Source organism: Bradyrhizobium sp. MOS003 (assembly GCF_003020125.1).
Lineage (GTDB): Bacteria > Pseudomonadota > Alphaproteobacteria > Rhizobiales > Xanthobacteraceae > Bradyrhizobium.
Genome location: NZ_PYFW01000003.1, coordinates 551,361 through 576,466, shown reverse-complemented (window position 1 = coordinate 576,466; position 25,106 = coordinate 551,361). Strand labels below are relative to the sequence as shown.

General features: G+C 63.6%; 24 protein-coding genes. 9 read left to right on the top strand and 15 right to left on the bottom strand.

Annotated elements, in window-relative coordinates; genetic code table 11:
• Window positions 1–106 precede the first annotated feature (106 nt).
• From C7G42_RS17520 to C7G42_RS17475, 10 genes are all read right to left on the bottom strand, one after another.
• Window positions 107–994 carry a 2-hydroxy-3-oxopropionate reductase gene (locus C7G42_RS17520; protein ID WP_106950186.1) on the bottom strand — a complete coding sequence of 296 codons (888 nt, stop codon included), beginning with the start codon at window positions 992–994 and terminating at the stop codon, window positions 107–109.
• A gap of 12 nt (window positions 995–1,006) precedes the next feature.
• Window positions 1,007–1,792, bottom strand: coding sequence for a hydroxypyruvate isomerase (hyi, locus tag C7G42_RS17515; RefSeq protein WP_106950185.1), 786 nt, complete (start codon window positions 1,790–1,792; stop codon window positions 1,007–1,009).
• Between the two features lie 12 nt (window positions 1,793–1,804).
• The gene (gcl, locus tag C7G42_RS17510) at window positions 1,805–3,589 is read right to left on the bottom strand and encodes a glyoxylate carboligase (RefSeq protein ID WP_106950184.1); all 1,785 of its coding nucleotides are present in this window, start codon (window positions 3,587–3,589) and stop codon (window positions 1,805–1,807) included.
• A gap of 152 nt (window positions 3,590–3,741) precedes the next feature.
• On the bottom strand, window positions 3,742–5,544 hold the full coding sequence (locus C7G42_RS17505; RefSeq protein ID WP_106950183.1) for an adenine deaminase: 1,803 nt from the start codon (window positions 5,542–5,544) through the stop codon (window positions 3,742–3,744).
• An 85-nt stretch (window positions 5,545–5,629) separates the two neighbouring features.
• Window positions 5,630–6,430 (bottom strand): NYN domain-containing protein, encoded by an 801-nt coding sequence (locus C7G42_RS17500; protein WP_106950182.1) that lies wholly within the window; start codon window positions 6,428–6,430, stop codon window positions 5,630–5,632.
• A gap of 53 nt (window positions 6,431–6,483) precedes the next feature.
• A complete protein-coding gene (locus C7G42_RS17495; RefSeq protein ID WP_106950181.1) occupies window positions 6,484–7,983 on the bottom strand; it encodes a tripartite tricarboxylate transporter permease in 1,500 nt (499 codons plus the stop codon).
• Window positions 7,983–8,480 carry a tripartite tricarboxylate transporter TctB family protein gene (locus C7G42_RS17490; RefSeq protein ID WP_106950180.1) on the bottom strand — a complete coding sequence of 166 codons (498 nt, stop codon included), beginning with the start codon at window positions 8,478–8,480 and terminating at the stop codon, window positions 7,983–7,985. Before C7G42_RS17490 ends, C7G42_RS17495 begins: the two co-directional genes overlap by 1 nt.
• On the bottom strand, window positions 8,477–9,445 hold the full coding sequence (locus C7G42_RS17485; RefSeq protein WP_106950463.1) for a Bug family tripartite tricarboxylate transporter substrate binding protein: 969 nt from the start codon (window positions 9,443–9,445) through the stop codon (window positions 8,477–8,479). Before C7G42_RS17485 ends, C7G42_RS17490 begins: the two co-directional genes overlap by 4 nt.
• Window positions 9,446–9,555: 110 nt before the next feature.
• Window positions 9,556–10,395, bottom strand: coding sequence for an IclR family transcriptional regulator (locus C7G42_RS17480; RefSeq protein ID WP_106950179.1), 840 nt, complete (start codon window positions 10,393–10,395; stop codon window positions 9,556–9,558).
• 86 nt (window positions 10,396–10,481) lie between these two features.
• Entirely contained in the window at window positions 10,482–12,611 is a 2,130-nt protein-coding gene (locus C7G42_RS17475; RefSeq protein WP_106950178.1) for an acetate--CoA ligase family protein, read from the bottom strand.
• A gap of 350 nt (window positions 12,612–12,961) precedes the next feature.
• Here C7G42_RS17475 and C7G42_RS17470 point away from each other — a divergent pair, with 350 nt between their 5' ends.
• The 4 genes from C7G42_RS17470 to C7G42_RS17455 all read left to right on the top strand — a co-directional run bounded on the left by C7G42_RS17470 (window position 12,962) and on the right by C7G42_RS17455 (window position 17,379).
• Entirely contained in the window at window positions 12,962–13,654 is a 693-nt protein-coding gene (locus tag C7G42_RS17470) for a GntR family transcriptional regulator (protein ID WP_199580991.1), read from the top strand.
• Window positions 13,655–13,714: 60 nt separating this feature from the next.
• Window positions 13,715–15,448: an oxalyl-CoA decarboxylase gene (gene oxc, locus C7G42_RS17465; protein ID WP_106950176.1), complete on the top strand. Its 1,734-nt coding sequence runs from the start codon at window positions 13,715–13,717 to the stop codon at window positions 15,446–15,448.
• A 154-nt stretch (window positions 15,449–15,602) separates the two neighbouring features.
• Window positions 15,603–16,880, top strand: a complete 1,278-nt coding sequence (frc, locus tag C7G42_RS17460) for a formyl-CoA transferase (RefSeq protein WP_106950175.1) — start codon at window positions 15,603–15,605, stop codon at window positions 16,878–16,880.
• Between the two features lie 316 nt (window positions 16,881–17,196).
• Window positions 17,197–17,379: a hypothetical protein gene (locus C7G42_RS17455; protein WP_106950174.1), complete on the top strand. Its 183-nt coding sequence runs from the start codon at window positions 17,197–17,199 to the stop codon at window positions 17,377–17,379.
• Window positions 17,380–17,520: 141 nt separating this feature from the next.
• Here the strand turns inward: C7G42_RS17455 and C7G42_RS17450 are convergent, their stop codons facing one another.
• From C7G42_RS17450 to C7G42_RS17435, 4 genes are all read right to left on the bottom strand, one after another.
• A complete protein-coding gene (locus tag C7G42_RS17450) occupies window positions 17,521–17,736 on the bottom strand; it encodes a hypothetical protein (protein WP_502694215.1) in 216 nt (71 codons plus the stop codon).
• Window positions 17,737–17,801: 65 nt separating this feature from the next.
• Entirely contained in the window at window positions 17,802–18,044 is a 243-nt protein-coding gene (locus C7G42_RS17445; RefSeq protein WP_094975058.1) for a transcriptional regulator, read from the bottom strand.
• 98 nt (window positions 18,045–18,142) lie between these two features.
• Complete coding sequence (locus C7G42_RS17440) at window positions 18,143–18,352, bottom strand: cold-shock protein (protein ID WP_028143038.1); 210 nt, start codon at window positions 18,350–18,352, stop codon at window positions 18,143–18,145.
• Between the two features lie 330 nt (window positions 18,353–18,682).
• A complete protein-coding gene (locus C7G42_RS17435; RefSeq protein WP_106950172.1) occupies window positions 18,683–19,651 on the bottom strand; it encodes an alpha/beta hydrolase family protein in 969 nt (322 codons plus the stop codon).
• Between the two features lie 124 nt (window positions 19,652–19,775).
• Here C7G42_RS17435 and C7G42_RS17430 point away from each other — a divergent pair, with 124 nt between their 5' ends.
• The 3 genes from C7G42_RS17430 to C7G42_RS17420 all read left to right on the top strand — a co-directional run bounded on the left by C7G42_RS17430 (window position 19,776) and on the right by C7G42_RS17420 (window position 21,712).
• Complete coding sequence (locus C7G42_RS17430) at window positions 19,776–20,465, top strand: hypothetical protein (RefSeq protein WP_106950171.1); 690 nt, start codon at window positions 19,776–19,778, stop codon at window positions 20,463–20,465.
• Between the two features lie 157 nt (window positions 20,466–20,622).
• Entirely contained in the window at window positions 20,623–21,066 is a 444-nt protein-coding gene (locus C7G42_RS17425) for an SRPBCC family protein (RefSeq protein ID WP_106950170.1), read from the top strand.
• A 196-nt stretch (window positions 21,067–21,262) separates the two neighbouring features.
• The gene (locus C7G42_RS17420) at window positions 21,263–21,712 is read left to right on the top strand and encodes a c-type cytochrome (RefSeq protein WP_106950462.1); all 450 of its coding nucleotides are present in this window, start codon (window positions 21,263–21,265) and stop codon (window positions 21,710–21,712) included.
• 41 nt (window positions 21,713–21,753) lie between these two features.
• Here C7G42_RS17420 and C7G42_RS17415 read toward each other — a convergent pair whose 3' ends face one another.
• A complete protein-coding gene (locus C7G42_RS17415; RefSeq protein ID WP_106950169.1) occupies window positions 21,754–23,079 on the bottom strand; it encodes an Hsp70 family protein in 1,326 nt (441 codons plus the stop codon).
• Window positions 23,080–23,434: 355 nt separating this feature from the next.
• Here C7G42_RS17415 and C7G42_RS35320 point away from each other — a divergent pair, with 355 nt between their 5' ends.
• Window positions 23,435–23,572: a hypothetical protein gene (locus C7G42_RS35320; protein ID WP_199580958.1), complete on the top strand. Its 138-nt coding sequence runs from the start codon at window positions 23,435–23,437 to the stop codon at window positions 23,570–23,572.
• A gap of 450 nt (window positions 23,573–24,022) precedes the next feature.
• A complete protein-coding gene (locus C7G42_RS17405; protein WP_106950168.1) occupies window positions 24,023–25,030 on the top strand; it encodes a Bug family tripartite tricarboxylate transporter substrate binding protein in 1,008 nt (335 codons plus the stop codon).
• Window positions 25,031–25,106 lie beyond the last annotated feature (76 nt).

The following is a 25,106-nucleotide window of genomic DNA, read 5'->3' as shown; positions in this document are numbered from 1 at the left end:
AAGCCTCCAGTGATTGTTGTGCGCCTTCAACCGCGACGCGGGAGCATTGTTCCGGTTCCCGCGTTCAAAGACGCCTCAAAACTGAAGACTGTTCCGGCGTAACAGTTCAGGCTGCCGCGATCTCGTGGCCCGCCATCAGTTCCAGGGCCCGTACCATCGCGGAATGATCCCAGCCCTTGCCGCCATGCGCGGTGCAGGCCGAGAACAATTGCTGCGCCACCGCCGTGCTCGGCAACGACAGGCCGAGCGTGCGCGCGCCTTCGAGCGCCAGATTGAGATCCTTCTGATGCAGCTCGATGCGGAAGCCCGGATCGAAATTGCGCTTCACCATGCGCTCGCCATGCACTTCGAGGATGCGCGAGGAGGCAAAGCCGCCCATGAGCGCCTGCCGCACCAGCGCCGGGTTCGCACCGGCCTTGGAGGCGAACAGCAGCGCCTCGCTCACCGCTTCGATCGTCAGAGCGACGATGATCTGGTTGGCGACCTTCGTGGTCTGCCCGTCGCCATTGGCGCCGACGCGGGTGACGTTCTTGCCCATCTTGTCGAAGACCGGCTTCATGGTGTTGAACGCCCGCTCCGGCCCGCCGACCATGATGGTGAGGCTCGCCGCCTTGGCGCCGACCTCCCCGCCAGACACCGGCGCGTCGAGATAGTCGGCCCCCAGCGCCTCGATCTTCCTGGCGAACTCCTTCGTCGCCAGCGGCGAGATCGAGCTCATGTCGACGACGATCTTGCCTTTCGAGATGCCGTTCGCAACGCCATCCTTGCCGAACAGCACCGCTTCGACATGCGGCGTATCCGGCACCATGATGATGACCACATCGGCCTCTTCCGCGACCTGCTTGGCCGACTTGCAGGCGATGCCACCCGCGGCAATCAGATCAGGCGCGACCGGCGCAACGTCGTGCAGGAGCACGCGATGGCCCGCGGCCAGAAGATGGCCGGCCATCGGCCGTCCCATGGTGCCAAGTCCGATGAAGCCGATATCGAGCATGTCTAATTTTCCTCAGGTCTCGAACGTCTGCGCGGCGTGCCACGAAAGCCCCTCCAGCGTCGTGGTGCGAGGCCTGTATTCGCAGCCGATCCAGCCGCGATAACCGATCGCGTCGAGGTGGCGGAACAGGAAGGGATAGTTGATCTCGCCTGTGCCCGGCTCGTTGCGGCCGGGATTGTCAGCGAGCTGGACGTGGGCGATTTGCGACAGATACTCCTGCATGGTGCGGGCGAGATCGCCCTCCATGATCTGCATGTGATAGATGTCGTACTGGATGAACAGATTGTTCGACCGCACTTCCGAGATCAACTGCACTGCCTGCTCGGTGCCGTTGAGGAAGAAGCCGGGAATGTCGAGCGTGTTGATCGGCTCCACCAGCAGCTTGATGTTTTCGCGCGCCAGCGTCGAGGCCGCAAAGCGCAGATTCCCCACCAGCGTCTCCTGAAGCTCGCGCGGATCAGCATCGACGGGCGCGATACCCACGAGGCAGTTGAGCTGCTCGCAGTCGATCGCCCTGGCGTAGTCGATGGCGCGGAACACACCGTCGCGAAATTCAGCGGCGCGATCAGGCAGGATCGCGATGCCGCGCTCGCCGCCGGCCCAATTGCCTGCCGGCAGATTGTGCAGCACCTGCGTCAGCCCGTGAGCTTCGAGCTGCTCGCGCAGCTGCGCCTTGTCGAAATCATAGGGGAAGAGATATTCGACCCCGGAGAAGCCTGCTGCCTTCGCCGCTGCGAAACGGTCGAGGAATGGCATCTCGTTGAAGAGCATGGTGAGGTTGGCCGCGAATTTCGGCATGATGCTTCTCCCCTATTCCGCCGGCTGCAGCACGCGGGTGGTGCCGACCTCATCGAGTGGCAGATCCAGCACCTCTTCGAATTCGACGATGTTGTCGATCTCGGTGCCCATCGCGATGTTGGTGACGCGTTCGAGGATGAACTCGACGACGACCGGCACACGATGCTTGGTCATCAATTCCCGCGCAGTCGCGAACGCGGCTTGCGCGTCCTTGGGGTCGGTGACGCGGATCGCCTTGCAGCCGAGGCCTTCGGCGACCGCGACATGGTCGACGCCGTATCCATTGAGCTCCGGCGCATTGACGTTCTCGAACGAGAGCTGGACGTGATAGTCCATGTCGAAGCCGCGCTGAGCCTGGCGGATCAGGCCGAGATAGGAATTGTTCACGACGACGTGGATATAGGGCAGGTTGAACTGCGCGCCGACCGCGAGCTCCTCGATCAGGAACTGGAAATCGTAGTCGCCGGAGAGCGCGACGATGTCGCGATTCGGGCACGCCGCACGCACGCCGAGCGCGGCTGGCAGCGTCCAGCCGAGCGGCCCAGCCTGCCCGGCATTGATCCAGTTGCGCGGCTTGTAGACGCCCAAAAACTGCGCGCCGGCGATCTGCGACAGGCCGATCACGGTGACGTAGCAGGTGTCGCGACCAAAGGCCCTGGTCATTTCCTCGTAGACGCGCTGCGGCTTGATCGGGACGTTGTCGAAATGGCTCTTGCGCAGCATGGTCGTCTTGCGATCGCGGCATGACGCGGGCCATGCCTGGCGCTCGCGGAGCCTGCCGGACCGACGCCACTCCCTGGCGACGGTGACGAACAGCTCGAGTGCGGCCTTGGCGTCCGAGACGATGCCGAGATCGGGATTGAACACGCGCCCGATCTGGGTCGGCTCGATGTCGACATGCACGAAGGTGCGGTCCTTGGTGTAGGTCTCGACCGAGCCGGTGTGGCGGTTGGCCCAGCGGTTGCCGATGCCGAGCACGAAGTCGGATTCGAGCATGGTGGCATTGCCATAGCGGTGGCTGGTCTGAAGGCCGACCATGCCGGCCATCAGCACATGATCGTCGGGGATCGCGCCCCACCCCATCAGCGTCGGCACGACCGGGACATTCGCGATCTCGGCGAATTCGACCAGCAGATCCGAAGCGTCGGCGTTGATGATGCCGCCGCCCGCGACGATCAACGGCCGTTCGGCCGCGTTGAGCATCTCCAATGCCTTCTCGACCTGTTTTCGCGTGGCAGCGGGCTTGTAGACGGGCAGCGGCTCATAGGTCTCGTCGTCGAACTCGATTTCGGCGAGCTGTACGTCGAGCGGCATGTCGATCAGCACCGGCCCCGGCCGGCCCGAGCGCATGACGTGAAAGGCCTGGCTGAACACGCGCGGCACCAGCGCCGGCTCGCGCACGGTGACGGCCCATTTCGTCACGGGCTTTGCGATCGACTCGATGTCGACGGCCTGAAAATCTTCCTTGTAGAGCCGCGCCCGCGGCGCCTGCCCGGTGATGCAGAGGATCGGAATGGAATCGGCGATCGCGGAATAAAGCCCGGTGATCATGTCGGTGCCCGCCGGCCCCGAGGTGCCGATGCAGACCCCGATATTGCCGGCCTTGGCGCGCGTATAGCCCTCCGCCATGTGCGAGGCGCCCTCAACATGCCGCGCCAGGATGTGCCGGATCGAGCCGCGTTTCTTCAGCGCCGAGTAAAGCGGGTTGATCGCGGCCCCGGGAACCCCGAAGGCGGTGGAGATGCCTTCCTTCTCCAGAATTCGCACGGCAGCATCGATAGCTCGCATCTTCGCCATATTGGACCTCGCTCGAGTTGCGTCAGCGAGCGGGATCATCGGGCGTGCAAGATGCGATCTCAACGAGAGCGATTTTATTTTCCACGATGCGGCAACCGCAGAAAAATTGCGGCAGCCTCAATCGGTTAGATGAAGAAATGCGTGAAAGCGCCTCACTCGTACAGCGGCGCCAGCTCCATCTGCGGCACCAGCACGAGACCTTTGTCGGTGATGCGAATTTCCGGAATGACCGATAGGGGAATCAAATTGAAGCCCATGTAGGGGATGGTGCAGCCGGCCTCAGCCCATTCCTTCTTCAGCGCCCTCACTTCTTCGGCGACCTCCGTGACGCGCTTGTCGGAGAGCAGACCCGCGATCGGCAGCGGAACCAGCGCCCTCACCTTGCCGTCGGCGACGACGCAGACGCCGCCCTGCTGGTCCTTGATGGCGGCGACCGCGACTTGCATGTCGCTTTCATTGGTGCCGGCGACGATGATGTTGTGACTGTCGTGACCGACGCTGGAGGCAACCGCGCCGCGCTTCAGGCCAAAGTCCTTGAGGAGGCCATAGGCAACATTGCCGGCGGATTTGCCGTGGCGCTCGACGACCGTAACGAAGCAGAGGCCGTAGCGCGCAAACAAGGACGGCCAATCCTTGGCGGCCTCGATCGCTACCTTCTCGTGGATCAGCGTGATACCCGGCAGCGCGGTCTTGATCGCGTTGACGGTGCAGGCCTTTGCCGGCAGCTCCGGCGTCAGCTTCATCGCCTTCGGTAGCTTCACCGTCGCATAAGCAGCCTTCGGATATTGATAGCGCTGCGACAGCGCCTGATCGAGGCGATCAGTGATCTTGCCGTGCTCGACCACGAGTTCGCCGCCATACCAGGTGCAGTGCGGCTTGAGCTGATCGTCCATCAGCACGAGATCGGCGCGGCGGCCGCCGCCGAGTCCGCCGATATCGCCATCCATGCCGAAGCGTGTGGCGCCATGCAGCGAGCCCATCGACCAGGCCTGCTCCGGCGACATGCCCGCCTTCACCGCCTCCCGCACCACCCAATCGAGGCCGAACATCAGCAGGTCGTCGGCATCGCGATCGTCGGTGCACACGGCCGTACGCTTGTGTGAGGCGCCGAGCTCGGTGATGGTGCGGATCGCCTGCGGCAGCGAGTGCCAGGGTGTCGTCGGCGGACCGCCGCGCAGGAACACCCAGACGCCGGCATCGAGCAGGTCGTCGGCGATGTCACGGTCGATCGCCTCATGGGTGTCGGTGACGCCGCTGGCCGCATAGGCCGCGACGAAGTCGCGGCCGTAAACATGGCCGGACACGGGACGACCGCGCTTCAAGGCAGCCGCAAGGATGGCGTGGCTGCGCTCGTCACCCATCGTGACCGGGACGAAATCCATCTTCTCACCGAGCCCCACGGCTTCGGGCCAACGGTCGAACAGGCCGGCGATCTTGTCCGGCGTGAGATCGCCGCCGGCCGTTTCCAACTCGGCCGACGTTGCCGGCACCGTGCTCGGCACCGTCAAAAAGATCGAAAGCGGCGCCTCGCGCGCGTCCTCCAGCATCGCCTCGACGCCGGCGACGTCCATGACGTTGCCGATCTCGTGGCTGTCGCAGAAGATCGTCGTGGTTCCGTTGAGCAGTGCCGCCTCCGCATAGGCGCAGGCCGTCACCATCGAGGATTCGATGTGGATGTGCGGATCGACCAGGCCCGGCGCGATGATTCCGCGTGCCGCGTCGTAGGTCGCGACATCACTCCAGACCTTCTTTGCCGTTCCGGCCGGCTTCACCGCAGCGATACGGCCGCCGGTGATCCAGACCTCGCGGTCCGCATGTATGCGCTCCGAATAGGTCGAGAGCACCCTCGCGCCGCCGATGACGAGATCCGGCGCGAGACGCGCGGAAGCGACATCGGCCAGACGCCGGGTCATCGCATGCAGCGGTGCGACGGCGAAGCGGGTGAGTTTGGTCATCGGAACCCTCGCATGGCGTTATGACCACGCGATGGTTACGCCCTGCGCAAGACCGGGCAAGCGCAAATATAACGGCAGGTCCTGCTTACGCTTTTGGCGGCGAACCGCCTGGCGTCCCCGACCTCGCAGGCCTGCGCGAGTTCCGCCGTCGCGGGGCTGGTGCGGCAGCGGGCTTGACCCGGATCCGCATCGACCTGCCATTCTGCTCGTCGATCTCGAAGGAATTCGTCTTGCGCACGAGGTCGCTCAACTTGCGGAAGCCGAACGTTCTCGGATCGAAATCGGAAGCGAGATTGGCCAGCTGGCGGCCGACCTCCCCGAGCGTCACCCAGCCGTCCTCGCTCTCCATCTGGGTAATGACTTTCTTGATGATGGGGGTCGCCGCATCAAGCGGTTGCAGCGACGCCGATCTCGAGGCGGCCTCCTGGGTGTTTGCCGGGACGGAAAGCAGGTTCTCCGTGTAGACGAACCTGCGGCAAGCCTGCCGGAAGCTTTCCGGCGTCTTCTGCTCGCCAAACCCGAAGACGTCGATGCCCTGCTCGCGGATGCGGGCGGCCAGACGGGTAAAGTCGCTGTCGGATGACACCAGGCAGAAGCCGTCGAACCGGCCGCTGTGAAGCAGGTCCATGGCGTCGATGACCAGGGTGATGTCGGACGCATTCTTTCCGGTCGTATAGGCGAACTGCTGCTGCGGGATGATGGCGTGCTTCGACAGGATGTCGGCCCATCCCCTGGACCTGGCATTGGAGAAATCGCCGTAGATGCGGCGAACGCTGGCCTCGCCGATCTTGGCGATCTCCTCGAACAATCCATCGGCGATTTTCGCCGACGCATTGTCGGCGTCGATCAGGACGGCGAGACGGGGCGAACGAAGTTCTGACGGCATGACGTTTCCCCACGAGATGAACGCAGCATCGAAAAATGCGTGCGCCTGGATGACTAATCCTCAGTCGCCTTGAACCGTCCGAGCCCCTTCAACACGAAGGGCGCCAGCAGCGCGATCAGTGCCAGCGCCAGCAGCGTCGCCGAGATCGGGCTCTGAAGCAGCGTCATGGGATCGCCGAGGCTGATGGCGAGTGCTCTGCGCAACTGGCTCTCGGCGATCGGGCCGAGGATCAGGCCGACGACGACGGGCGCAATCGGAAAGTCGAACCGACGCATAAGGAAACCAAGCACGCCGAAGCCTGCCAGCATCGACAGTTCGACCACCGACGGCTTGGCGGCGATGGTGCCCATGGTCGCGAACACGAGGATGCCGGCGTAGAGCCATGGCTGCGGGATTGCCAGCAGCCGCACCCACAGGCCAACGAGCGGAAGATTGAGCACCAGCAGCATGCAATTGGCGATGAACAGGCTCGCGATCAGGCCCCACACGAGGTCGGGCCGCTCGGCGAACAGCAGCGGTCCCGGGTTGAGGCCGTATTGCTGGAAGCCCGCCAGCATCATCGCGGCGGTCGCCGAGGTCGGCAGCCCGAGCGTGAGCAAGGGCACCAGCGTGCCGGCGGCAGAGGCATTGTTCGCGGCTTCCGGTCCGGCGACGCCCTCGATCGCACCCTTGCCGAATTCTTCCGGGTACTTGGTAAGTCGTTTCTCGCACGAATATGAGAGGAAGGTCGGGATCTCCGCGCCACCCGCCGGCAACGCGCCGATCGGGAAGCCGAACATCGTGCCGCGCAGCCACGGCTTCCACGACCGCTTCCAGTCTTCCTTGGTCATCCACAGCGAGCCGCGCACCGGCTCGAGCTTTTCCTCGCTGTGGTGGCGGCGCGAGGCGACGTAGAGCGCCTCGCCCACCGCGAACAGGCCGACCGCAAGCGTCGTCACCTCGACGCCGTCGAGCAGTTCAGGAACGCCGAACGCCAGCCGCGCCTGTCCCGTGAGCTTGTCGATGCCGACGAGGCCCAACGTCAGGCCGATGAACAGGCTGGTCAGGCCGCGGATCGGGGAATCGCCGAAGGTCGCCGAGACCGTGACGAAGGCGACGCACATCAGCGCGAAATAATCTTCGGGGCCGAAGCGCACGGCGAAATCGACCAGCCACGGCGCGAGAAAGGCGAGCCCGATGGTGGCGATGGTGCCGGCGACGAAGGAGCCGATCGCGGAGGTCGCAAGCGCCGGCCCGCCGCGGCCGGCCTTGGCCATCTTGTTGCCTTCGAGCGCGGTCGCCATCGAGGCGCTCTCGCCGGGCGTGTTGATCAGGATCGCGGTGGTGGAGCCGCCATACATGCCGCCATAATAGATGCCGGCGAACATGATGAGCGAACCGCCGGGGTCGAGCTTGTAGGTTACCGGCAACAGCAGCGCGACCGTCAGCGCCGGGCCGATGCCGGGCAGCACGCCCACGGCCGTGCCGAGGAACACACCGATCAGCGCGTAAAGCAGATTCATCGGCTGGACGGCGACCGCCATGCCGTGGGCCAGCGCGGCAAAGGTGTCCATCACAGCAGTCGCTCCAGCGGGCCGGTCGGAAGGCTGAGCGTGAGTAGCCGGTCGAACGCGAGATAGATCAGGATCGACATCACGAGGGCGATGATGCTGTCGACGAGAATGGCTCGGCGGCCGAACGCTGCCGACGTCGTCACGAACAGCGCCGAGGTCGCCAGGATGAAGCCGCCGCCGAAGCCGATGATGGCGATCAGCAGCGCAAGGCCGATGAGGATCAGAACTACGGGCACGGGATCGGCGCTCTCGCGCGCCGGCAGATTGCCGCGCAGCGCGTCGACGAAATTGCCGATCGCGAGCAGTGCAAGGCCACAGGCAATCACGACCGGCATCGCTTCCGGCCCCATCCCGTACATCGTGGTGGATGACAGGCCGCGCGCGTCGACGACCAGCACCGCGGCAAGGCCTGCGAGCAGGGCCGCGATGACGATGCCGGCGCGATCGACGCGCCGCGGCGGCTGGGCGGGATCGCCAGACGCGTGATCTTGGGTCATGATTTGACCAGGCCGACCGATTTCAGCACGTCGGTGACGCGCACGGTTTCCTTCTTCAGGAAGTCGGCGAAGGCGTCACCGCCGAGATAGGCGTCTTCCCAGCCCTTCTGCTTGAGGATTTCCTTCCAGGCGTCCGACTTCACCATCTTCTCGACCGCATCGCTCAGCGTCTTCTTCTGCTCGGGCGTGATGCCGGGAGGCGCCACCACCGAACGCCAGTTGGCGATCACGAGGTCGATGCCCTGCTCTTTGAAGGTCGGGATGTCGCTGCCCGCGATCCGCTTCTCCGAGGTCACGCCGATCGCGCGCAGCTTGCCGGACTTGATCTGCCCTTCATATTCGCTCATCCCCGAAATGCCCGCGGTGACCTTGCCACCGAGGATCGCCGCGAGCGATTCGCCGCCGCCGGAGAACGGGATGTAGTTGATCTTCTTGGCGTCGGCCCCGACCGCGCCGGCGAACAACGCCGCCATCACATGGTCGACGCCTCCGGCCGAGCCGCCGGCGAAGGTGACCTTGGCGATATCGGCCTTCACCGCGGCGGCGAGATCCTGCGCGGTCTTGATCGGCGAATTCGCGGGCACCACGATCACCTGGATTTCCTCGGTGAGGCGTGCAATCGGCGTCACCTGCTCCAGCGTCACCGGCGACTTGTTCATGGCGAGCGCGCCGACCATGACGAAGCCGTTGACCATCAGCTGGTTGCCGTCGCCCTTGGCACCGTTGACGAATTGCGCGATGCCGACGCTGCCGCCCGCGCCGGGAACGTTGACGACCTGCACGCTGCGCGCGACGCCCGCGGCGACCAGCGCCTGCTGCATGGAGCGCGCGGTCTGGTCCCAGCCCCCTCCGGGAGCCGCCGGCGCCATCAGCTTGAGCTCGAGCTGCTGGGCAAAAACGGGTGCCGTCGCCGCAAGGGTCAGCGCGATGGCTGCGCCGGCAAGGCGCGCGGAAAAATGGAACATGAGGACGCTCTCCAGGCTCATGCGGACGTTTGCCGCATTGTGTCGTTTGGTCGCATATCAACCAAAACGGCCGGGCCTGTCCAGCGACATCCCCTGGACGACGCGCGTGGTCAGCGGGGCGCCGGGATCGCCCCACCGAGGGCGACCGTCAGTTCGGCGGCGACGTCCCGGACGATTTGGCCGATTTCCGGCAACCTCTGATCGGTCATCCGGCTGGTCATGCCGGAGACCGAAATCGCCGCGAGCGGATCGGCACAGTCGTTGTAGACCACCGCTGCGACACAGCGCAGTCCCATGCAGGCTTCTTCGTCGTCGAGCGCAAAACCCTGCTTGCGAATCTTTTCGAGCTCCTTGAACAGGTCACTCGGTCGCACGATCGACTTCTCAGTCAGCCGGGGCATGCCGTGATGGCGGATGACGGCGCCGACGTCCTCGTCGGAATAGGTCGCGAGCACGGCCTTGCCGACGCCCGACGTCACCATGGGAACGCGGCCGCCGACCAGGGTCAGCGAACGCATTATCTCGCGGCTTTCCATGCGGGTCAGCACGATGATGAACTCATCGTCGACCACGGCGAGATTGGCGGTCTCGCGGGTGAGATCGCGCAGCTTTCGCAAGTAAGGAATCGCCTGCGCGGAAAAATTGCGCCGCCGCGCAAAGCTCGCGCCCACCGTGAAGGCGCGCGAGCCGACATGCCATTTGGACTGCGTGCGGTCGAGCTGCACGAAGCGGCGGCTCTCCAGCGTTGCCAGCAGGCGGTGCACGGTGGAGGCCGACAGGCCAGTGCGCACCGCGAGATCGCTGAGGCGATAACCTTCGTCATCCTCGGCCAGCGTTGCCAGGATCGACAGCGCGCGATCGACGGACTGCACGCCGCCGTCGCGCGTGTCGTTTTCGGCCTCCGATGATCGAGGCTCGAGCGATTTGCGCCGGATCACGTTCTTGCTCATCGCGACCTGACAGTTGTTACCTCTCCCCGCGCTTGCCCGCCGAAGCCTTGGCGAAGGCGGATGCGAGGAGAGGTGAAGTCTTCGTCTCAGAGCAGCCCTGCCCCGCGCGCCCATTTGTACTTGGCGCCGAGCACCTCGACCGGAAGCTCGGTCGAATAGGCGTAGGCCGGGATGCCGTTCTGGTAGAGATATTCGGCGGCTTCCTCGACCTCCACGTCGCCCGCGAGCGAGGCGACGATCGGCTTCACGAAGCCCTTGGCCTCCATCTCCTTCTTCACCTCGACCATGTTGCGGGCGAACACCATCGGCGGCGTGACGATGGTGTGCCAATAGCCGAGGATCAGCGAATGGATGCGCTCGTCGGAGAGGCCGAGCTTGACCGTGTTGACGTAGGTGATCGGCGGCTCGCCGCCGGTGATGTCCACAGGATTTCCGGCCGCGCCGAACGGCGGGATGAACTTGCGGAAGGCCGCGTCCAGATCCGCCGGCATCGACATCAGCGACAGGCCGTTGTCGACGCAGGAATCCGACAGCAGCACGCCGGAACCGCCGGCACCGGTGATGATCAGCACGTTCTCGCCCTTCGGCGTCGGCAGCACCGGCACGCCACGGGCGAATTCGAGCAATTGCCGCAGGCTGCGGGCCCGGATCACGCCGGACTGCGCCAGCACGTCCTCGTAGATCTTGTCGTTACCGGCGAGCGCGCCGGTGTGCGACGAGGCCGCCTTGGCGCCGGCCGAGGTACGCCCGGCCTTGAGCACGATGACGGGCTTCTTCTTGGAGACGCGCTTTGCCGCCTCCGCAAAGGCACGGCCGTCCTTGAGGTCTTCGCAGTGCTGCGCGATCAAATTGGTGTTCGGATCCTGCTCGAAGAAGGCGAGCAGATCGTCCTCGTCGATATCGGACTTGTTGCCGAGGCCGACGATGGCCGAGACGCCCATCTTGGCCGAGCGCGAGAAGCCGATGATGGCCATGCCGATGCCGCCCGACTGCGACGACAGCGCCGCGTGGCCCTTGACGTCGTAAGCGGTGCAGAAGGTCGCGCAGAGATTGGCCGGCGTGTAGTAGAAGCCGTAGATGTTCGGACCCATCAGGCGGACATTGTACTTCTGGCCGATTTCGACGATCTCGGCCTGCAATTCCGGCGCGCCGGCCTCCGCGAAGCCCGACGGGATCAGCACCGCGCCAGGAATCTTCTTCTCGCCGCATTCGACGAGCGCGCCGGCAACGAACTTCGCGGGGATCGCGAACACCGCCGTGTCGATCACCCCCGGCACGTCCTTGACGCTCTTGTAGGCCTTGTAGCCGAGGATCTCGGCCGCCTTGGGATGGATCGGATAGATGTCGCCCTTGTAGCCGCCGTTGATGAGGTTCTTCATCACGGAGTTTCCGATCTTGCCGTCCTCGGCCGAAGCGCCGACCACAGCAACCGCCTTCGGCTGCATGATGCGGCTCATGGCAGCAACGATCTCTTCGGTCGGGCGCGGCTTCGGCTTCGGTACATAGGCGAAGTCGACGACGATGCGCACGTCGGCGGCTGTTGCGCCCTTCGCCGTCGCGAACACCGGATTGAGGTCGAGCTCGACGATTTCAGGGAAGTCGGTGACGAGTTGCGAGACCTTGACGATGACATCGGCAAGCGCGTTGCGGTTGACCGCCTCGCCGCCGCGCACGCCCTTGAGGATCTCGTGCGCCTGGATGCCGTCGAGCATCGAGAGCGCATCTTCCTTGGTCGCGGGCGCGAGGCGGAAGGTAATGTCCTTCAACACCTCGACCAGCACGCCGCCGAGGCCGAAGGCGACCAGCTTACCGAACGAGCCGTCGGTGATCGAGCCGACGATCACTTCCGTGCCGCCGGCCAGCATCTGCTGCACCTGGACGCCGTCGATCTTGGCGTCGGCCTTGTACTTCCTGGCGTTGGAAAGAATGGTCTCATAGGCCTTTTCGGCGTCTTCGGCGGTCTTGAGGCCGACGATGACGCCGCCGGCTTCGGTCTTGTGGAGAATGTCCGGCGAGACGATCTTCATCACCACCGGGAATCCCATCGAGGAAGCCATCTTGCCGGCCTCACCGGCCGACTTTGCCACGCCCTCCTTGGGAACCGGAATGCCGTAGGCGTCGCAGACCAGCTTGCCTTCCGGGGCCGTCAGGCTGGTGCGGTTGTCCGCCTTGACCTGGTCAAGCACCTTGCGGACGGCATCTTTGGAATTGGACATGTGGCTTCTCCCTTGACCTCAGTTCGTTCTTTTCAAAGCGCGCGCGTGGATAGCGGCTGCCCATGATGCTTGCCATTCGCCGCGCTCTGTTCCATGTCGCGGAACGGAGCGGCACAAAGCCGAGATTACTCCGCCGCCTTGGATCAAAAATGGCTGGCGATGGCATTTGGTATGCCAGAAGCCAACTTGTCAAGCCGCGACACTTATTAGAATACTGCAAAAAATAGCCAGCTTGACATTCTGGCATTTGGTATGCCAAAAACTTTCCCGTTAATAATCCTGTAAAAGACGACTCCCACTGGAGGAGATTCGTCGTGTCACTGCGGAAACCAACCAAGGCGTTGCCGAACATGGCCGAGGCAGATATCGCAATCGTTCGTATTGCCCCGGAGTCGAGCTTCAAGAACAAGGCGTATGACGCCTTGAAGGAAGCCATCCTCAAGATGGACATCTACTCGACGCCCGAGCCGGTGATGCTGGACGAGCGCGCGCTGTCCGAACGCCTGGGTGTCAGCCGCACCCCGATCCGCGAAGCCATCGCGATGCTCGAGCAGGACGGTTTCGTGAAGACCGTGCCGCGCCGCGGCATCATGGTGGTGCGCCGGACCAAGAGCGAGATCGTCGACATGATCCGCGCCTGGGCGGCGCTGGAGAGCATGGCCGCGCGCCTCATCACCACCACCGCGCGCAAGAAGGACATCACGGCGCTGCGCGACTACTTCAAGGATTTCGGCAAGGACCGCCTGCCCGAGGATCACGTCGAGGAATATTCACGCGCCAACATCGCCTTCCACCAGGCGCTGATCTCCCTGTCGGAATCTCCGGTGCTGGTCGACCTCACCAACGACCTCCTGCTGCACGTGCGCGGCTATCGCCAGCTGACCATCGGACGCAAGGACCGCACCGCGACTTCGCTGCCCGAGCATATGGGCATGATCGAAGCGCTGGAGGCGCGCGACACCGAGCTCGCCGAAAAGCGCGCCCGCGATCACACCCTCGGCCTTGCCGCTTACGTCGAAGCGCACGGCCAGGAACTCTTCTAGCAACGTTCACCAGAAGGGCGAACAACTCGCCCCAGTATTGAGACCAGGGAGACAAGGCCCATGCTGAACACCGCGACCAAGTCCGAGGCACCGGGCACCGAGCAGGACCTGACGGATGGCTTCCATCTCGTCATCGACGCGCTCAAGCTGAACGGCATCACCACCATCTACAATGTGCCGGGCATCCCGATCACGGATTTGGGCCGCATGGCGCAGGCAGCCGGCATTCGCATGATCTCGTTCCGCCACGAGCAGAATGCCGGTTATGCGGCGGGCATCGCCGGCTATCTCACCAAGAAGCCCGGCATCTGCCTCACCGTCTCCGCGCCCGGCTTCCTAAACGGTCTCACCGCGCTCGCCCACGCCACCACCAACTGTTATCCGATGATCCTGATCTCGGGCTCGTCCGAGCGCGAGATCGTCGACCTCCAGCAGGGCGACTACGAGGAGATGGACCAGCTCGCGATTGCCAAGCCGCTGTGCAAGGCGGCCTATCGCGTGCTGCACGCCCAGGACATCGGCATCGGTCTCGCCCGCGCCATCCGCGCCGCGGTCTCGGGCCGTCCGGGCGGCGTCTATCTCGACCTGCCGGCAAAACTGTTCGGCCAGGTGATGAACGCCGATGCCGGCCGTAAGTCGCTGGTCAAGGTGATCGACGCAGCACCTGCGCAGATCCCCTCGCCGGCTTCGATCAAGCGCGCGCTCGACGTGCTCAAGGGCGCCAAGCGCCCGCTCATCATCCTCGGCAAGGGCGCGGCCTACGCCCAGGCCGACGAGGAGATCAAGACCTTCGTCGAAAAGAGCGGCATCCCCTTCCTGCCGATGAGCATGGCCAAGGGCCTCCTCTCCGACACCCATCCGCAATGCGCTGGCGCTGCCCGCTCGACGGTGCTGAAAGAGTCCGACGTCGTGCTGCTGATCGGCGCGCGGCTGAACTGGCTGCTCTCGCACGGCAAGGGCAAGAACTGGGGCGAAGCACCCAAGAAGTTCATCCAGGTCGACATCGAGCCGCGCGAAATGGACTCCAACGTCGAGATCGTCGCCCCCGTGGTCGGCGACATCGGCTCGGTCGTGTCCGCGTTCAACCAGGCAATGGCTTCGGGCTGGACCGCCCCGCCCGCCGAATGGACCAAGGCGATTTCGTCCAAGCGCGAAGAGAACGTCGCCAAGATGGCGCCGAAGCTCATGAACAACAAATCGCCGATGGACTATCACGGCGCGCTCGGCGTCTTGAAGAATGTCATCAAGGATCATCCCGAGGCGATCCTCGTCAACGAGGGCGCCAACACGCTCGACCTCGCCCGCGGCGTGATCGACATGTACCGGCCGCGCAAGCGTCTCGACGTCGGAACCTGGGGCGTGATGGGCATCGGCATGGGCCAGGCGATCGCCGCAGCGCTCGAGACCGGTCACCCCGTGCTCGCGGTGGAAGGCGACTCGGCGTTCGGCTTCTCCGGCATGGAGGTCGAGACCATCTGCCGCTACAATTTGCCGATCTGCGTCGTCATCTTCAACAATGACGGCATCTATCGCGGCACCGACGTCAACAGCGTCAACGCGGATCCCGCGACCACCGTGTTCGTCAAGGGCGCGCGCTACGACAAGATGATGGAAGCCTTCGGCGGCGTCGGCGTCAACGCCACCTCGCCCGACGAGCTCAAGCGCGCCGTCAACGAGGCCATGAAGTCCGGCAAGCCGACGCTCATCAACGCGGTGATCGATCCGGCCGCGGGTTCCGAGAGCGGCCGCATCGGCAACCTCAATCCGCAGAGCGTCTTGCAGAAGAAGAAGTAAGCGACCGCCGGGTCATTTCCCGCGCAGGCGGGGAATCCAGTAATCGCCGGACCATCCATTGTGGCGAGCACTGAGCCCAAACGAAACGACAACGAATACTGGATGCCCGCCTTCCCGGGCATGACGGAAACAGAGTGGTAACAGGAGCAACAGCATGACCAAAGCGCTCACGGGCGTTCGCATTCTCGACTTCACCCACGTTCAGTCCGGTCCGACCTGCACGCAGCTGCTGGCCTGGTTCGGCGCCGACGTGATCAAGGTGGAACGTCCGGGCGTGGGTGACATCACCCGCGGCCAGCTGCAGGACATCCCGAACGTGGACAGCCTGTATTTCACCATGCTCAACCACAACAAGCGTTCGATCACGCTCGACACCAAGAACCCCAAGGGCAAGGAAGTCCTCACCGAGCTCATCAAGAAGTGCGACGTGCTGGTGGAAAACTTCGGCCCCGGCGTGCTCGACCGCATGGGTTTCCCCTGGGAGAAGATTCAGCAGATCAACCCGAAGATGATCGTCGCCTCGATCAAGGGCTTTGGCCCCGGACCGTACGAAGACTGCAAGGTCTATGAGAACGTCGCGCAGTGCACCGGCGGCGCCGCCTCCACCACCGGCTTCCGCGACGGCCTTCCGCTCGTCACCGGCGCGCAGATCGGCGACAGCGGCACCGGCCTGCATCTGGCGCTCGGCATCGTCACTGCGCTCTATCAGCGCACGCATTCGGGCAAGGGCCAGCGCGTCACCGCCGCGATGCAGGACGGCGTGCTCAACCTCGCCCGCGTCAAGCTGCGCGACCAGCAGCGCCTCGCTCACGGCCCCTTGAAGGAATACAGCCAGTTCGGCGAAGGCATTCCGTTCGGCGATGCCGTGCCGCGCGCCGGCAACGATTCCGGCGGTGGCCAGCCCGGCCGCATCCTGAAGTGCAAGGGCTGGGAGACCGATCCCAACGCCTACATCTACTTCATCACCCAGGCCCCGGTCTGGGAGAAGATCTGCGACGTGATCGGCGAGCCGACCTGGAAGACCGATCCGAACTACGCCAAGCCGGCCGCGCGCCTGCCGCGCCTCAACGAGATCTTCGCCCGCATCGAGCAGTGGACGATGACCAAGACCAAGTTCGAGGCGATGGAAATCCTCAACAAGGACGACATCCCCTGCGGCCCGATCCTGTCGATGAAGGAGCTTGCCGAGGACCAGTCGCTGCGCGCGACCGGCACGGTGGTCGAGGTCGACCACCCCACCCGCGGCAAGTACCTCTCGGTCGGCAACCCGATCAAGCTGTCGGATTCCCCGAGCGACGTGGAGCGCTCCCCGCTGCTCGGCGAACACACCGACGAGATCCTGCGCTCGGTGCTCGGCTTCAGCGACCATCAGGTCGCCGACATCCACAAATCCGGCGCGCTCGACCCGCCGCAGAAGCAGGCCGCCGAGTAAGCGGGCTCATCAGAAAGAAAGGAAAGGCCGCCGGTTTCGGCGGCCTTTTTGTTCGGGCCGAAGGAACCCAACGCAGCCGGAGGCCGTTATTCTTTCGATCGGCGTACTTGGAAAGTTGGAGTGTGCGGGTACGGCGAGTGACCAAGCCTCGCGCCAGCCCCGCCCGACATTGAAGAATGATCCACTCTGCCGTTCTGAGGGTGACTAGCCAGTCCATATCGGCTTAAAAGCGGGAGGCGTCGTGTCCGGCGCTCGCGGGCCATGTCCATTGAGCCATGTCCATTGATCCATGCCCGTTGATCGAAGCGAGGTTGAAATGGTGAAGGACCAATCCCCTGATCGAGCCAAGCGCGAAGCAGACAAGGCGTTCAAGCCTGTCACGACGCAGAAGCCGATGAATGATTATGCGAAGGACCAGCACTCCCAGAACGAGAATCGCGAGCGGCTGAAAGCCGAGCGATTGGCGCGCGAGGCAGAGTCGAAAGGGCTTCCCGAATAGGAAGCATCCTGTCGCTGACGACCATCTGGGATCCGGCCAACCGAAGGCCGCCGAGATCGACGACTGAGGTCGATCTGAAGCGCAGTCGTTGTCCAAGCACGATCTTCTTCGGAAGCCGCTGCGCGCGTCTCTGACCAGGCGTTACAGCATCGAGAGGACAACGATGACGTCTTCGAGTTCCCCGGACGTCAGCCGGGTCCGCGCGATGCGCTCGAACTCGGTGCGGTGCTTCTGAAGATAGCTGAAGGCCTGTTTCTGCGTTTGATACGTCGTCGCGAGCCGGCACATCTGTCGGCCTGCACCAAGCGCGAGAAAAAAGGTGATTGTGCCACCACCGTCCGGTTTGGCTCTAAGCACGACCAGCACTCTCTAGCATGTGACCGGTCCTCTCCAGATGTCGTCAGGGGCGCTGCTGAAGTCGACTATTGCGGCGGCTTCTTCTTGCGTTTCGTCGGGGTCGGTGCCGGCAACGATGCGCGAAGGGTTGCGTCAGCCGCTTCCTTGGCTTGGCGCAGCTCCCGAAGCCTGGCCATGTTCTTGCGAACCTCGACCCCCTGCTTTTCGGCATCCGCCATCGCCCGCGCTCCTTCTTCAGCCGCCAGGCGCTGACGGTTGGAACGCGCGATACCTTCCGGTGACGGTTCGGCCGATTTCTTGGCGCTCATCCTTCACCCTGCTCCACAACAGACAAAACCCGCTCAACCTTACGATCGAGCGGGCAGCGTCACCGTTTCAGTACATCCGTGAAACGGCACCAAAGAACTCAAGCCAGCGAGAGATTCTCAGCGCTGACTTTGCCCCGCATCTTGTCGGTCTTGGCCTCGAAGTTGACCTTTTGGCCCTCAGCGAGACCCGCAAGACCAGCCCGCTCGACCGCGCTGATGTGAACGAACACATCTTGGCCGCCGTCGTCGGGCTGAATGAATCCAAAGCCCTTCTGGCCGTTGAACCACTTCACGGTACCTGTCGTCATTTTCTTCTCCAAAGCGCACAAGCGCACAGCCCACGTGACGTTCACGCGGAACCAATTCAACTCGTCGATGTCTCTGGAAAAGGAGCCCGCGGGCGCATTCAACAAGGCACAGCGGCTGAACGAACAACTCTTAGCGTATACCTCATCTCGCTCATTTGCAAGGCTACGCCGGACTTAATTGCCCGGGAGCTCGGCGGAACCGCATTCCCGTCGGAAGATTCAAGCTCGAACCGCCGTTGACGCGAGGATACCGCTGTATTCGCAAACGTCGATTATTGCCAGCTGGCTCAGCCGGCCGGGAGAGCATCGACATCATGCCCGCTCGCGGGCTTAGCGTATGGCGCCAGCAAACTGTTCGCGAAAGAACTGCACCACCGTCGCATTGAACTCGCGATGAAAGGCCACGCGGTCGAACCCCGCCGGCACGTCCGTGCAGATGCGCGGCACGGCCGCCGCAAGTGCTGTCGAGCAAGGCGCGAGAAACGCATAATGGCCGGCAGGCACGACGTGAACGTCAGGCTTGCCCGGCAGCCCCTCCGCAACGCGAGCGGTGCCCGAACCGACGCCGACACCGGGGCCGCCGAATTGCGACCGCCAGAACTGGAATGGCACCTTGACCACGGCGAGGTTCTCCCGCGTCAGCGTCGCCGGCGCGGGATCGACAATGACTGCAGCGCGGATTCTCGCGTCCTGCGCCGGATCAGGCGGCGACTCGCCGTTGTGGAGTTGCGCGCAAGCGCCTGTCGTCTCCTTGCAGAGAGTGGCTACCCTCGCAAAATCCGGCTTGGTCCCCATCAGCACGAAGCCGGTCGCACCGCCACTCGAGAAACCAAAGAACCCGACCTCAGCGGGATCGATCACCGCCCGGTCCTTCCAATTGTTCAGCATGAAATCGAGCAAACGAACGATATCCGCCGGACGCGAGCCCCAGAGGGACAGGGTATCGCGCCGCGAGGAATCGTTTGCGGTGTCGCCGGGATGGTTGATGGCCGCGACGATGAAGCCGGCATCGGCCAGCGCCTCCGCGGTGTCGTGATGCTGGCCAAACCAGCCGCCCCGGCCATGCGAGAAAATCACCAGCGGCAGCTTTGCACCCGTGACGGGACAATCCTTCACGCCCTTCAGGTCGAAATCGGCGCCGACTGAAAGGTTGCCCAGGTCCACATGCGTCGGCTCGGCCGTGCAAGGATACCAGATTGCGCCCGACAGCGCCGGATCGGACTGCAGCAATTGAATGCCCGCGGCCTTGGCAGGCGACCCAAGACAGCAGAGAATGACGGCAAAAGCCCCAAGCGACATGCGCAACGGAAGTCCCCCCGATTTCGCGCAGGAGTTGAACGAGGAACGAGAGCGGAATTGTGGCTTCCATCGATGACGCCTAGCCATGGGGGCTGATGTTGCTGCTCAGGATGGGAGGTAACTAATGTCACTGCTGGGCAAGGCCGCCGTCGCGATGTGGTGGAGTATCCGTTCCGACCAGCGCGCGGAGTTCGGCGACTGGCATTCGCATGAGCACTTTCCGGAGCGAATGAGCATCGCCGGCTTCCGGCGCGGGTCGCGCTGGACCAGCAAGACGGACGCGGAACGCTTCTTCGTACTCTACGAGCTCGAACAGTACGAGGTCCTCACCTCGACCGGATATCTCGACCGGCTCAACGCGCCGACGCCATGGTCGACCAAGATGATGCCGCATCATCTCGGCATGGTCCGCAGCCAGTGCCGGGTGGCGGCGAGCTTCGGCGGCGGGGTTGCGAGCTCGCTCGCGACCGTCAGGTTGTCGCCGGAAGCCGGACGGGATGCGGAGTTGCAGATGCGTCTCACAGAAGCGCTCGGCACATTGGCGCAGCGGCCGGGGCTGACAGGCGGCCATCTCCTCCTCACCGACACGCCCCGTACGGGCGCGCCTACGACGGAGCAGCAGATCCGCGGCAAGGACGGCGCCGCCGACTGGATCGTCCTGCTGTCGGGTTACGATGCGGATGTGGTCGAGGACGTGACCGCCGGCCAATTCTCGCCGTCATCACTTCGCGCAGCGGGCGCTCGCGAGAATATCCTGGTTGGCCGATTCAGGCTGTCACTCACGATGACGCCGCAGGATGTCGCAGCCACCTAGCAGATCGGCCGGACGACTTCCAAAAAAATCCAGAACGCCTGTCGGATCGGCGGCTTCGCGGTCGTCCTCGTGACATGAATGGGCCATAGACGCCAATCTTGAGACACCAATCTTGAGACACCAAAGTCGGGCCCATCAATTACTGAGGAGAACAACCATGCCCAGCACGATCCGCCTGCACCGCGTTCTCGCGACCAGCCCGCAAAAAGTCTATCGCGCCTTCCTGGAGGCCGATGCGATGGCGAAATGGCTGCCGCCGAACGGCTTCACCTGCACCGTGCATCATTTCGAGCCCAAGGTCGGCGGCACGTTCAAGATGTCGTTCCGGAATTTCACGACCGGCAACAGCCATTCGTTCGGCGGCGAATATCTCGAGCTCGTGCCCGGCGAACGTCTCCGCTACACTGACAGGTTCGATGATCCCAACCTGCCCGGTGAGATTGAGGTTACCGTGGTCCTGAACAAGGTTTCGGTCGGCACGGAAATGGACATCACGCAGGCCGGCATCCCCGATGTGATTCCGCCCGAGGCCTGCTATCTCGGCTGGCAGGAATCGCTGCGCAATCTGGCGAAGCTCGTCGAGCCGGAGATCAATGAGTAGCGACCACCAGGATTGAAGGGTGGGCAAAGCCCAGCGCGCCCACCGATGCTCTCTCAACCTGGGAAAGATGATGGGCAAGGCACTCCGCGCCTTCGACATCCGACGGCACCGAATGTGCGGTGTTGATGTGGGTCAAACCGGCAGAAGGACAAAGCGGCTAGGAGCAGAAGTCTTCCCTGCGAGCGTCGGAGGCGAGATGATGAGATTTGCTGTCGAATGGTTGATGGTTGTCGGTCTTGCCGCTGGTTTCGCGATCGCCGCCAGGGCCGAGGAAGTTGATATCGGCAAGGCGGAATTTCAGTCTTCGTGCGCGAGTTGTCATGGCGCCGATGCAAAGGGCAACGGGCCAGTCAGCGGGCAGCTCAAGACCACGCCTTCCGACTTGACCATGTTGGCTAGGAACAACAGCGGGGTGTTTCCCACCAACGCCGTGTACGAAACCGTCTATGGGTCGAAATCAGTTCCAGCTCACGGCACTCGTGAAATGCCGATCTGGGGCGAACGATTCAACCCCATCATCAACCTGCCCCACGCCGTCGATCCCTATTACTGGCAGAAAGCCGGGCCCCAGCAAAACCCGGAGGTCGTGGTGCGGACTCGCATTCTCGCCGTGATCGATTACCTGAACCGAATTCAGCAGAAATAACGACCGAACAGCGTCGCCGCAGGGACGCGGCTCGCCGCCTGTTATGCCCTCGCCTCAAGCCCACCGCCGGCAGTCCAGCGGTCGGGATCGGCGCTGTGGCCGATCAGCGCGAGGCCATAGGCGATCGACTCGAACTGGTCGCCCGACATCAGCCGTTCGTTGCCGAACCGCTCGGCGAACAATTTTCGCACCGCGGGCACGAAGGAGGTGCCGCCGGTCAGGAACACCTTCTCGATCTCGCGCGCGGTGACGCCGGCTTCGGCCAGCACCTTGTCGACGGTGGCTCCCAGCCGGGCGATGTCGTCGGCAATCCAGGCTTCGAAATTCTTTCGCGTAATTACCGCACCGATGTCGACGCCACCGCCCTTGAAGCGAAAATCGACATCGTCCTGCGCCGAGAGCGCGACCTTGGCATCGGACACCGCGCGGTACAGCGAAAAACCGAGGTCGAAATCGACGATGGTGATGAAATCCTCGAGCAGCTTCGGCTTCAAGGCGGTGCGCGCGAGCTCCCTGAGCTCGCGCAGATCGCCATTGCTCTTCATCATCGCCAGCTGATGCCAGCGCGCGAGGTTGGTGTAGTGGCCGCTGGGGATCGGCAGCACCTTGTCGAACGAGCGGAAGCTGGAGCCCTTGCCGAGCCGCGGCGAGACGACGTGGTCGACGATGCGGTAGTCGAACGTGTCGCCGGCGATGCCGATGCCGGCGTGTCCGAGCGGCTCGGCCCGAAGGGCTCCGCCTGTCCGCGAGAAGCGCATCACCGAGAAATCGCTGGTGCCGCCGCCGAAATCCGCAACCAGCACGGTGGCATCACGCTCCAGCCGGCGGGCAAAGGAGAACGCCGCGCCGACGGGCTCGTAGACGTAGCGCGCATGGCCGGCGCCCAGGCGCTCGAACGCGGCGCGGTAGCGCTGCATCGCCAACGCCTCGTCGGGATTGCCGCCGGCGAAGCGCACCGGGCGGCCGACCGTAATGTTGGACGTCTCGAAGCCGAACTTCTCGCCGCCGTGGCGCGCCAATGTCCGCAGGAACGCCGCCAGAATATCCTCGAACTTGAAGCGCTGCCGGAACACTTGCGTGGTCTGGAAGCTGGAGCTCGCAGCAAAGGTCTTGAAAGACTGCAGGAAGCGGTAGACGTGGCGTCCTTCGAGGAACGTCTCGATCGCCCAGGGGCCGCCCTCGGCCTGGGCGCCGGCGCCAGGCCGGTCCTCCCAGAAGCACAAAGCCGACACATAAGTGCTGTGGCGCTGTCCGCCGTGGTCGAAGCGGATGGCCTCGACCCGGCGATCGTCCGCCGCAATCGCGACGACGGTATTGCTCGTCCCAAAATCGATGCCGATCGAGACGGCGGGCGAGGCGCTCGACATGAACCACTCTGACCGTGACTGAAAAGGGGGCGAACCACTAACGGCTTTGGTTTGCGCTGCCAAGGCTGGTTTTGCTGCAGCGCATCAGAATCTGCACCCGCCGCACGTGATGAGCACATTCTGCTTCGATGTCTTCCAGCCGCGTTGTCTTGTGGAATTCCACAGCATCATCGGTTCCAGGGGACCAGCCGGCAGCTTTAAGCCCGATCCGGCCCCTTTAACGGAGTATTATGCTGCAATGCGGGAGCATACATGCTGCTATGCGATGGCATGCATGGACACTGGCATCTGGTATACGTAGATTGCCTTTCGAGATGAGACAGCACTACTGACTGTCTTGAGAAAGGGATTTCAGATGTCCAAGACCGCCACGATCGCTCTCGCCCCCACCGCATCGCTGTTCGCGCGCGTCATGGCCGCTGTCGACCGCTTCCTGATGGCGAGCGCCGAGATCTCGAATCACAACGGCGACCTGCCGCGTTTCGGCCTGTAACAAGGGCTTCCCCGCGCAGCCGAAACGGCACGCGGCCGGCAACCGTAGACGCTACGCTCGATCAATGGCCCCCTCGTTGGGGCCATTTTTTTGTTCGCGCTTCGCACCGACCACCACTGCGACGATTGGTCCGCCGATCTGGCCTGCCCTGCAATTGTGAGCCCGTTGGCATCTCGCATACCATTCGGCAACCGAAAACGAGCACGACCAAGGTGCCGGCGGGGATGCTGAGCGCAGGACGGGAACGGCCAAGGACATGGCACATCCGGCGATCCTGCCGGAGCCTTAGCCCAAAGGAGCGGATGCCGCGCCTTGTCTGCGCTCATAAACTTCTGGTTGGTGAGGCTGCAACGGGGATCGACCGCAAAGGTGACCCCAAGCGCGTGGATCCGGATGGGCTGACGCGAGCCGGCAAAAAGACGGCCGCGTTTCGACAGGGAGAGAAACGAGATGAAGTCATTCGTTCTGAATGTCGCTTTGGCGGCAATGGCGATGTCATGCGCCGGCGGCACTGCAGGCCTTGCGGCCTGGGAGCCGGTTCGTCCGGTCGAATTCATCGTGCCCGCGGGCACCGGCGGCGGCGCCGATCAGATGGCGCGAACCATCCAGGGCATCGTCACCAAGCACAATCTCATGAAGCAGCCGCTGGTCGTCGTCAACAAGGCCGGCGGTGCAGGCGGCGAAGGCTTTCTCGACGTGAAGACGTCGTCGGGCAATCCGCACAAGATCATCATCACGCTCTCGAACTTGTTCACGACGCCGCTGGCAACGGGGATTCCGTTCAACTGGAAGGATTTGAGTCCGGTCGCGATGCTGGCGCTGGATGAATTCGTGCTCTGGGTGAATGCCGAAAAGCCGTTCAACACCGTCAAGGATTACGTCGACGCCGCCAAGAAGGCCCCGAGCGGCTCGTTCAAGATGGGGGGCACCGGCTCGAAACAGGAAGACCAGATCATCACGGTGGGCATCGAGAAGGCGATCGACGCCAAGTTCACCTACATCCCCTACAAAGGCGGCGGCGAGGTCGCGGTTCAGCTCGTCGGCAATCACGTCGATTCCACCGTCAACAATCCGATCGAGGCGGTCGCTCAATGGCGCGGCGGCAAGCTCCGTCCGCTCTGCGTCTTCGACGCCCAGCCGATGGCTTATGACGAGCCGATCGCCGAGGGCAAGGCCTGGAAGGATATTCCGACCTGCAAGTCGCAGGGCCTCGCGATGGAATATCTCATGCTGCGCGGCATCTTCATGTCGCCCAAGGCGACCAAGGATCAGATCGAATATTACGTCGAGCTGTTCAAGAAGGTCCGCGCCACGCCGGAATGGCAGGATTTCATGAAGAGCGGCGCCTTCAACACGACCTTCCTGGCTGGAGCCGACTACGCCAAATGGATCGAGGCGGAGGAGAAGCGCCACGAAGGCCTGATGAAGGAAGCCGGATTCCTCACGCCGGGAAACTGATCCCCGAATTGAGCCGCGTCACCGACGACGGATGAGGACGCCGCTCGTCCTCCCGTCTGCCGCGAAACACCCGCGA

Coding starts and splice junctions, on each gene's coding strand:
- frc (WP_106950175.1), top strand. CDS start 15,603: ATGACCAAAGCGCTCACGGGCGTTCGCATTCTCGACTTCACCCACGTT.
- C7G42_RS17440 (WP_028143038.1), bottom strand. CDS start 18,352: ATGACGACAGGTACCGTGAAGTGGTTCAACGGCCAGAAGGGCTTTGGA.
- C7G42_RS17475 (WP_106950178.1), bottom strand. CDS start 12,611: ATGTCCAATTCCAAAGATGCCGTCCGCAAGGTGCTTGACCAGGTCAAG.
- C7G42_RS17505 (WP_106950183.1), bottom strand. CDS start 5,544: ATGACCAAACTCACCCGCTTCGCCGTCGCACCGCTGCATGCGATGACC.
- C7G42_RS17495 (WP_106950181.1), bottom strand. CDS start 7,983: ATGGACACCTTTGCCGCGCTGGCCCACGGCATGGCGGTCGCCGTCCAG.
- C7G42_RS17470 (WP_199580991.1), top strand. CDS start 12,962: ATGGCCGAGGCAGATATCGCAATCGTTCGTATTGCCCCGGAGTCGAGC.
- C7G42_RS17425 (WP_106950170.1), top strand. CDS start 20,623: ATGCCCAGCACGATCCGCCTGCACCGCGTTCTCGCGACCAGCCCGCAA.
- C7G42_RS17455 (WP_106950174.1), top strand. CDS start 17,197: ATGGTGAAGGACCAATCCCCTGATCGAGCCAAGCGCGAAGCAGACAAG.
- C7G42_RS17500 (WP_106950182.1), bottom strand. CDS start 6,430: ATGCCGTCAGAACTTCGTTCGCCCCGTCTCGCCGTCCTGATCGACGCC.
- C7G42_RS17520 (WP_106950186.1), bottom strand. CDS start 994: ATGCTCGATATCGGCTTCATCGGACTTGGCACCATGGGACGGCCGATG.
- C7G42_RS17415 (WP_106950169.1), bottom strand. CDS start 23,079: ATGTCGAGCGCCTCGCCCGCCGTCTCGATCGGCATCGATTTTGGGACG.
- C7G42_RS17435 (WP_106950172.1), bottom strand. CDS start 19,651: ATGTCGCTTGGGGCTTTTGCCGTCATTCTCTGCTGTCTTGGGTCGCCT.
- gcl (WP_106950184.1), bottom strand. CDS start 3,589: ATGGCGAAGATGCGAGCTATCGATGCTGCCGTGCGAATTCTGGAGAAG.
- hyi (WP_106950185.1), bottom strand. CDS start 1,792: ATGCCGAAATTCGCGGCCAACCTCACCATGCTCTTCAACGAGATGCCA.
- C7G42_RS17430 (WP_106950171.1), top strand. CDS start 19,776: ATGTCACTGCTGGGCAAGGCCGCCGTCGCGATGTGGTGGAGTATCCGT.
- C7G42_RS17490 (WP_106950180.1), bottom strand. CDS start 8,480: ATGACCCAAGATCACGCGTCTGGCGATCCCGCCCAGCCGCCGCGGCGC.
- C7G42_RS17420 (WP_106950462.1), top strand. CDS start 21,263: ATGATGAGATTTGCTGTCGAATGGTTGATGGTTGTCGGTCTTGCCGCT.
- C7G42_RS17485 (WP_106950463.1), bottom strand. CDS start 9,445: ATGTTCCATTTTTCCGCGCGCCTTGCCGGCGCAGCCATCGCGCTGACC.
- C7G42_RS17405 (WP_106950168.1), top strand. CDS start 24,023: ATGAAGTCATTCGTTCTGAATGTCGCTTTGGCGGCAATGGCGATGTCA.
- C7G42_RS17445 (WP_094975058.1), bottom strand. CDS start 18,044: ATGAGCGCCAAGAAATCGGCCGAACCGTCACCGGAAGGTATCGCGCGT.
- C7G42_RS35320 (WP_199580958.1), top strand. CDS start 23,435: ATGTCCAAGACCGCCACGATCGCTCTCGCCCCCACCGCATCGCTGTTC.
- C7G42_RS17480 (WP_106950179.1), bottom strand. CDS start 10,395: ATGAGCAAGAACGTGATCCGGCGCAAATCGCTCGAGCCTCGATCATCG.
- oxc (WP_106950176.1), top strand. CDS start 13,715: ATGCTGAACACCGCGACCAAGTCCGAGGCACCGGGCACCGAGCAGGAC.